Below are 644 nucleotides of genomic sequence, written 5' to 3'. Positions count from 1 at the left end.
ATTGGAAAAGAGCCAGAATTAGTCATAGAAAAAAGCAAGATCCTGTAGAAAGAGAAATTAAACAAGCAGACCTGGAAATGCTGGAAATAGCAGCTGGTGCGGGAGAGATAGACCTGAAATATTTAGATGAATCAGGGTTTTGTATGTGGTGTTCACCCGGTTATACATATTATCCAGTTGGGGAACAGAAGCGATTAGAACAAACTAAAAGACGTGGAAGAAGATTGAGTATTCTTGGTTTATTTCAACCATTAGTAACTTTCATTTATGGTTTAGTTATTGGCAGTATCACCAGTGAAACTTATATCAAGATGATGGAATATGAAGCTATTCAGGCTGAACAAGAATTAAAAACTAATGGACGAATACGAGTCATAGTTCAAGATAATGGTTCTATACATAAATCTCTTGAAGTACAAGAATATTGGACAAAGTGGGAAAGTTTAGGATTATATATTTTCTTTCTGCCTAAATATTGTTCTGAGATGAATAAAATTGAACTAGAGTGGCAACAACTTAAAAAACACGAAATTTCTGGACAGATGTTCGATGATGAAATAGACCTAGCTTATGCAGTTATTGATGGGATAGATGCCAGAGGAGAACGAAATAATTACCGTACAGAACGTTTTAAATTTAACAAT

General features: G+C 34.3%; 1 protein-coding gene. It reads left to right on the top strand.

The genetic code is table 11. The features are described 5' to 3' along the window. On the top strand, positions 1-644 hold a 644-nt coding region (locus ACM0OP_RS24290), incomplete at both ends, for a transposase (protein ID WP_414530964.1).

The sequence above is a fragment of the Nodularia chucula CCY0103 genome (assembly GCF_963923915.1).
In the GTDB taxonomy this organism is placed as follows: Bacteria; Cyanobacteriota; Cyanobacteriia; order Cyanobacteriales; family Nostocaceae; genus Nodularia; species Nodularia chucula.
The sequence above is the reverse complement of the archived record's forward strand: the minus strand, read 5'-3'. Positions and strand labels throughout refer to the sequence as shown.